Annotated in this window: 1 protein-coding gene; it reads right to left on the minus strand. The window is 61.0% G+C overall.

All coding sequences use genetic code 11. The features are described from left to right. Positions 1-52: 52 nt before the first annotated feature. On the minus strand, positions 53-264 hold a 212-nt coding region (locus tag CH341_RS32765; protein ID WP_146604794.1), incomplete at its 5' end, for a winged helix-turn-helix domain-containing protein.

Raw genomic sequence — 264 nt, forward strand, 5'->3', positions numbered from 1 at the left:
CCGTCCATAGGGCGTGCCGAAGCCCAGCCCCCAGCTTCTCGGATGCAGCCGCTCAAGCATCGGCGCCGTCGGTCTCGCCCCCCGGCGGATCGATGCGGTAGCCAAGGCCGCGCACCGTCTCGATCAGATCGATGCCGAGCTTCTTTCTGAGCCGTCCGACGAAAACTTCGATCGTATTGGAATCGCGGTCGAAATCCTGATCGTAAAGATGCTCCGTCAGCTCCGTGCGCGAGATCGTCTTGCCGCGATGGTGCATCAAATATT

It is taken from the genome of Rhodoplanes roseus (genome assembly GCF_003258865.1).
In the GTDB taxonomy this organism is placed as follows: Bacteria; Pseudomonadota; Alphaproteobacteria; order Rhizobiales; family Xanthobacteraceae; genus Rhodoplanes; species Rhodoplanes roseus.